This window comes from Bradyrhizobium cosmicum, from assembly GCF_032290525.1.
Lineage (GTDB): Bacteria > Pseudomonadota > Alphaproteobacteria > Rhizobiales > Xanthobacteraceae > Bradyrhizobium > Bradyrhizobium cosmicum_A.
The window spans coordinates 223,808-230,639 of record NZ_JASXTA010000015.1; the positions used below are offsets into that span (position 1 = coordinate 223,808).

The window sequence follows — 6,832 nt, forward strand, 5'->3', positions numbered from 1 at the left end:
AACTGCGTTTCCCGTGATTCTGTGTTTCTCTACTGAAACATTCGCGCGCTGGTTGAGGCAAGCCTAACGCATGGGTAATCCTAACGCGGAGCCAACGCCCTTCGCCTGGCGCGCGCGGACCGACGTATCGGCCTCCGCACCGAGATATTGCAGCCAGTTGCGGAAAAGTGCCGCCGCGGCGCTGCCGACGGCGATGTCGGTGCGCAAATTCAGCGCCGGCAGTTCGTTGGTCAGCGCTGGGTGGCACTGGTGGGACGCCTTCTTTTCGAAGCGATTGAGCTTCTCTTCGGTCGCTGCGTCAAAATAACTCACGGGCAGCTGCGGATAGGTCTCGCGCTCGCGTGCGAGATAGCGGCCGATGTCGCGCAGATATTCGCGCTGGAGCGACAGCGCGTCGTATTCCGGGTGCCCCTGGAAGAACACGAAGCGGCTGGCATATTGTCGGACGAAGATATCGACGCCGGCCTTTGCCGAACGCGTCAGCACCTGGTAGCCGGCCCGCGCGAGGTCGCTCTCGGCGATCTCGTTCAGGCGCGAATGCGAGACCTTGAGCGGCGCGGGCGCGGCGCGCGTCAGCGGATCGTCGGCCACGGCCTCGCAGTCGAAGATGCCGTGACATTTGGCCGGAAGCCGCCGCCGTTTGATGCGGTCGAGATGAAGCACCGCCGCATGTGCGGCAAGGCACGACCAGATCGTCGAGCGCGTGTTGACCTTGGCCCAGTCGATCAGCTCGGTGAGATCGCGCCAGTATGGTTCCTGGTCGAGTTCGGGCGTGACCGGCTCGGCGCCGGTCACGATCAGGCCGTCGAACCTGTGGCGCCTGAGCTCGGTGAGGTCGGAATATTCACTCTCGATATGCCACTTCGCTTCCGGCGAGCGCTTCACCGAGGGCAGCGAGAAGCAGTGGAAGCGGATGCGGCGCGGACCGGCGGCGGCCTGAAGCAGCTTCATGAACTGCCGCTCGGTCGCCTTCAATGCCGGGTCCGGCATGTTGTTGATCAGGCCGATGGTGAGGTCGGCGTGGTCGCGCGCGAGATCGCCCTCGCCCGGCACCAGCGTCGGGCTCGTTATGCCTTGATCCCTGTCGATCAAGATCGTCATCGGCGGGATCGCCTACTCCGCGGCCTGGAGGCGCGCGGACGGGCAGGCCTTCTCCAGCGCCTGGTCGATGTCCTCGATGATGTCTGCGGAATGCTCGATGCCGATCGAGAGGCGGATCGTCTCCGGCAGCACGCCGGCGACGCGCTGCTGCTCCGCCGACATCTGCCGGTGCGTGGTCGAGGCCGGATGGCAGGCCAGCGACTTCGCGTCACCGATGTTGACTAGGCGCGTGATCAGCTTCAGTGCGTCGTAGAAGGTCTTGCCGGCCTCCATGCCGCCCTTGATGCCAAAGGTGAACAGCGAGGAGGCGTTGCCATTCAGGTACTTTTGCACCAGCGGATAATATGGGCTGTCCGGGAAGCCGGTGTAGTTGACCCAGGCAACGCGTGGATCCTTGCGCAGGAATTCGGCGACCTTGCGGGCGTTCTCGCAGTGGCGTTCCATGCGCAATGCCACAGTCTCGATACCCTGGAGCAGCAGGAAGGCGTTGAACGGCGACAGCACCGAACCCATGGTGCGCTGATAGATGCTGCGCGCGCGCTCGATATAGGCGGTCTTGCCAAAGCGCTCGGCGTAGACGAGGCCGTGATAGGAGGCATCCGGCTTGTTATAGCCCGGGAAGCGATCGGCGTATTTGGCCCAGGGGAAGTTGCCGGAATCGACAATGGCGCCGCCGAGCGTGGTGCCGTGGCCGCCCAGGAACTTGGTCAGCGAGTGCACGGCGATGTCGGCGCCATAGTCGAACGGCTTGAGCAGGATCGGGGTCGCAACCGTGTTGTCGACGATCAGCGGCACGCCATGCGCGTGCGCGATTTTCGCCAGCGCCTCGATGTCGCAGACATTGCCGGCGGGATTGCCGATGGTCTCGGCGAACACGGCGCGGGTGTTCTCGTCGATCAGCCGCTCGATCGCCTCGGGCTTGTCGCTCTCGGCGAAGCGGCCGGTGATGCCCTGGCGCGGCAGGATGTGCGAGAGCAGCGTGTGCGTGGTGCCGTAGAGCTGCGGCACCGAAACGATGTTGCCGCCGTGATCGGCGACGTTGACGAAGGCGAAGTGCAGCGCGGCCTGGCCGGTTGCGACCGCGAGCGCGCCGACGCCGCCTTCGAGCTGGGCGATACGCTTCTCCAGCACGGCGCTGGTCGGATTGGCGATGCGGCTGTAGCGATAGCCTTCGGCTTCGAGGTTGAACAGGGCTGCGCCATGATCGGCGCTGTCGAAGGCGTAGGCTGCGGTCTGGTAGATCGGTACGGCGACCGCGTGCGTGGTGGCTTCGGGCTCGTAGCCGGCGTGAATAGCGATCGTCTCGTTGCGCATCGTGCCACCTCCGCGTGGAGCGGGCCGCACTTATTGGCCTGTATGAGGCATGTGCGTTCTCCGCCGTTCCTCTGTTAGAGGCCGGCGGTAAAGCGGACAATAATTCGCATAGAGATCGAGGAAGTAACCCTAATGATTGTTGGTGAATTGGCTAAAATTCGAGTCAATTTGGATGAATGAAGTTTCCCAGCCGGCTGAGTGGCTGCCTTCTCCCCTGGCGCAAGGGGAGAAGGTGAGATCTTCGCGTTCTGTCAGTCCATCTGTTCCCACAGCCGATGGGTAAGCACACCGGCGCGCTTCTCGATCGCGGCCGCCGCATCGAGCGCAAGGTCCTCGCGGTAGCGTCCCGCGATGAGCTGCACGCCGATCGGCTTGCCGTCATGCAACGCCACCGGCACCACCGCGCCGGGCAGGCCCAGCACATTGATGGCGGAGATGAAGCGGATCTCGCCCCAGAAGATCTCCTTCACGCGCTCGGCGCTGATGGCGTCGTCGCGCGGCCCCGGCGTCGGCTTCACCGTGGTCGGCGCCAGCACCACCGGATAGTCCTCGAAGAACAACTGCCAGGCCCGGATATGGCCGTTGCGCGCGGCGGTCGCCTGCATCCAGGCCTTGAGATCGAGCACATTGGCCTTGGTCTTCATGCCGCCCCAGGCCTTGTGGAAGTCCTCGGACGTCACCTTCAGCATGCCGGCCTCCTGCATCACCACCGTCTCGTTGGTGATGATGTCGCACCAGGTCTGCCAGACGCCGTTGATGTCGGGCACGTCGACCTCGGTGACGCGATAGCCGGAGCGCTCGAGATGATCGGCGGCCTGGCGCAGTGCGGCGGCGACGGACGGATCAACGTCCATGTCCTCCGGGATCTTGGCCAGCGCGACCTTGATCGGCCCCTTCGGCTTCGGTCCGGCCAGCGGCGCCGGCACCCACCATGGATCGCGCGGATCGCGCTGGCTCATCGCCTCCAACGCGAGGCGGACGTCGGCCACATGGCGGGCAAGCGGGCCCTGCGCCGACATCAGATGCGCCAGCATCGGCCGCTCGGCCACGGCGCTTCCGTTGAAAGCCGGGATGCGGCCCTGCGTCGGCTTGATGGTGGCAACGCCATTGCAATGCGCCGGCCAGCGCAACGAACCACCGATATCGTTGCCATGGGCGATGGTGCCGATGCCGGCGGCGACCGCCGAGCCCGCGCCGCCCGACGAGCCGCCGCAGGTGATGTCAGGGTCCCAGGGATTGAGCGTCAGCCCGTGCAGGGGGTTGTCGGTGAAGCCGCGGAAGGAGAATTCCGGCGTGTTGGTGAGGCCGATGACGATCGCGCCGGCCTTCTTCAGGTTGCGGACAACGGGCGAATCCGACGGCGCGATCAAATCCTTGTTGGCGGGAACGCCGTTGAAATTGGGACGGCTCTCGTAATCGACGTTCTCCTTGATGGTGATGGGCACGCCGTGCAGGAGGCCGAGTTCGCCGCCCCTGGCGCGCTGCTTGTCGGCCGCACGCGCCGCTGCCAGCGCCTCCTCCGAAAGATCGACGACGACCGCGTTCAGCTTCGGATTGACGGCGCGCATCCGTTCAAGTTGCGCTTCGACCGTCTCGACGGCGGAGATTGCGCCGGAGCGGATCGCGGCCGCGGTGTCGACCGCAGACCATTGCCAGACCAGGCCCTTCGGTCGGCGTGCCCCAGCCGGCTTGCGCGGCGCCTTCACTGATTTCGCAGGCGTCGTCTTCGCTTTCGCAGCGGCCCCCTTGCGGGCAGTGCTCGCCTTGCTCGAGGTCTTGGCTGCCTTCTTCGAAGCAGTTTTCTTGGTCGCCGTCTTCTTCGCCACGTCGCGTCTCCTGAAATTGCGCGGCGGAGGTTATGGAGGTCACGCGAGCGTGTACAGGCGCGTTTCTGCATGGCGCGTTGTCGCGGCGCCCTGTCACGGGCGCCTTCCGGCGGGAATCGCGACACGATCGCGGCTTTTTTGTCGAGCCGCGATCCGCCTGCGCCTTCTCATTCCGCCGGGCAAGCCGCGACCGCGACCGTGCGATCGAGCCGCAGGCTCCACAGCGCCAGCACAAGGCCGACCGCCGTAATGCCCGCTGCGACCAGCGGCAGCGCGGAGAGAGCGAGACCACGGTCGATGGCGACGCCTCCGGCCCAAGCGCCGAGCGCATTACCGAGATTGAACGCGGCGATGTTGAGGCTGGAGGCGAGCGTGCGGCCGCTGGGGCCAGCGGCTTCCAGCACGCGGAGCTGCAGCGGCGCGACGGTCGCAAAGGCGGCGATGCCGAGCAACAGGATCAGCGCAATGGCGGGTATCTTGACCGACAACACCGCGGCGAGGCCGAGCAGCACGATGGCGAGCGCGGCGAGCGTGCCGATCAGGGCGCGCGCAAGGCCGCGATCGGCAAGTTTGCCGCCGGCGACATTGCCGATCGCAAGTCCCGCCCCGAACACCAGCAGGATCGGCGACACCGCGGCTTCCGAAAAGCCGGTGAAGCGGGTCAGGATCGGCTGGATATAGGTGAAGACGACGAACAGGCCGGCAAAGCCGAACACGGTCATGGCGAGGCCGAGCAGCACCTGCGGGCGGCCGAGCACCGCGATTTCCTCGGCGAGCGAGATCGGCTTGTCGTCCTTGCCGACGTGGCTGGGCACGAGCGCCGCCACCACCGCGAACGCGACCACGCCAATGGCGGTCACCGCCCAGAACGCCGCGCGCCAGCCGAGCATCAGCCCGAACCAGGCGCCGAAGGGCACCCCTAACAGGGTTGCGACCGTCAGGCCGATGAACATGGTGGCAATGGCGGAGGCGCGCTTGTCCTCGGCAACGAGGCTGGTCGCCACCACCGAGCCGACGCCGAAGAACGTGCCGTGCGCCAGCGAGGTCAGGACGCGCGCCGCCATCAGCAATTCGTAGTTCGGCGCCAGCGCGCAGGCGGCATTGCCGAGCGTGAAGATCGCCATCAGTGCCAGCAGCACCGCTTTCCGCGGCATCCGCCGCGTCGCCAGCGTCAGGACCGGCGCGCCGACGAAGACGCCGAGCGCATAGCCGGAGATCAGCAGGCCCGCGACCGGCACGGAGACATGCATGTCGGCGGCGACCTGGAGCAGCAGGCCCATGATGATGAATTCGGTAGTGCCGATACCGAAGGCACCGGCGGTGAGCGCGAGAACGGCGGGAGGCATGCGTGGCTCCAATGAATGAGACGAGCCCCGCAGATAGCCGCCCTGCGGCAAAACCGTTAGAATGTCCGCAATCCAATCATTTGTGACATGAATTCAACATGGCCCGTTTCGATACCAACCGCTCGGCCGAGATGGAAGTCTTCGTCCGCGTCGTCGATCTCGGCGGATTCACGCAAGCCGCACGAAAACTGCGCCTGACGCCGTCGGGCGTCAGCAAACTGATCTCGCGGCTGGAGGCGCGGCTCGGCTCGCGGCTGATCAACCGCACCACGCGCAAGCTGACGCTGACGGAGGAAGGCCAGGCCTTCTACCAGCGCGCCGTGCGCATTCTCGGCGAGATGGAGGAAGCCGAGCGCGAGGCAGCTTCAGGCGCGGCGCCGCGCGGCCGCCTGACGGTCAACAGCAACATCCCCTTCGGCATGCTGCATGTGATGCCGCTGATCCCGCGCTTCCTCGAACGGCATCCCGACGTCACGCTCGATCTCGTGCTGACCGACACGCTGATCGACCTGATGCAGGAGCGCGCCGACGTCGCGATCCGCGTCGGACCCTTACGGGCCTCACGTCTCGTCGCGCGAAAGCTCGGCACCAGCCGCATGGTGGTGGTCGGCGCCCCGAACTATCTGGCGCGCTGGGGCATGCCGAAGACACCAGCGGATCTCGCCAGTCACCGCGGCATCGGCTGGACCTTCCCGCGCTCGATCCGCGGCTGGCCGTTCAGGCGCGGCGACCACTCCGAAGAAGCCGTGCCGCCGCCCGTCGCGCGTGCCAGCGACGGCGAAGCCGCCCGCCGGCTCTGTCTCGGCGGCGTCGGCCTTGCCCGCCTCGCGCTCTTCCACATCGGCCCCGACATCGAGGCCGGCCGTCTTGTGCCGGTGCTGCAAAGCTACAATCCCGGCGACCGCGAAGACATCCACGCGGTCTATGTGGGCCACACCGCCCCGCTCCCGGCACGCGTGCGCGCGTTCATCGACTTCCTCGCCGAGCATGTGCGGGTGAGCGACCCGGCGCTGAAGCGCGCGGGGGATGGAAGGTGGAGAGTGGTTGGATTTTAAAGGGCGTTATCCTGTCGTTATCTGCGCACGGCTTCTGCCGGCTGAAGCAGGAATGGAACTTTGGTCCGACGTCATAGACCAATTTCTATGACCGGGAGAGGGCGGCTTGGGGGGCAAACCGCCCGGTTTACCGTTTTCCCCCGCCCGGCTAAAACCAAAATCACAAACCCTACAACCCCCCCAACTTTTC

5 protein-coding genes are annotated in these 6,832 nt (G+C 65.9%); 1 reads left to right on the forward strand and 4 read right to left on the reverse strand.

The genetic code is table 11. The features are described from left to right. Window positions 1–63 precede the first annotated feature (63 nt). The 4 genes from QSV46_RS26050 to QSV46_RS26065 all read right to left on the reverse strand — a co-directional run bounded on the left by QSV46_RS26050 (window position 64) and on the right by QSV46_RS26065 (window position 5,587). On the reverse strand, window positions 64–1,101 hold the full coding sequence (locus QSV46_RS26050; protein ID WP_314958193.1) for a homoserine O-succinyltransferase: 1,038 nt from the start codon (window positions 1,099–1,101) through the stop codon (window positions 64–66). A 12-nt stretch (window positions 1,102–1,113) separates the two neighbouring features. Further along, the gene (locus tag QSV46_RS26055) at window positions 1,114–2,415 is read right to left on the reverse strand and encodes an O-acetylhomoserine aminocarboxypropyltransferase/cysteine synthase family protein (RefSeq protein ID WP_314958194.1); all 1,302 of its coding nucleotides are present in this window, start codon (window positions 2,413–2,415) and stop codon (window positions 1,114–1,116) included. 251 nt (window positions 2,416–2,666) lie between these two features. Further along, window positions 2,667–4,241, reverse strand: coding sequence for an amidase family protein (locus QSV46_RS26060; RefSeq protein ID WP_314958195.1), 1,575 nt, complete (start codon window positions 4,239–4,241; stop codon window positions 2,667–2,669). A 167-nt stretch (window positions 4,242–4,408) separates the two neighbouring features. Beyond that, window positions 4,409–5,587: an MFS transporter gene (locus tag QSV46_RS26065; protein ID WP_314958196.1), complete on the reverse strand. Its 1,179-nt coding sequence runs from the start codon at window positions 5,585–5,587 to the stop codon at window positions 4,409–4,411. A 98-nt stretch (window positions 5,588–5,685) separates the two neighbouring features. On the opposite strand from QSV46_RS26065, the gene QSV46_RS26070 reads away from it, so the two are divergent. Beyond that, the gene (locus QSV46_RS26070) at window positions 5,686–6,642 is read left to right on the forward strand and encodes a LysR family transcriptional regulator (protein ID WP_314958197.1); all 957 of its coding nucleotides are present in this window, start codon (window positions 5,686–5,688) and stop codon (window positions 6,640–6,642) included. The last annotated feature ends 190 nt before the right edge of the window (window positions 6,643–6,832 follow it).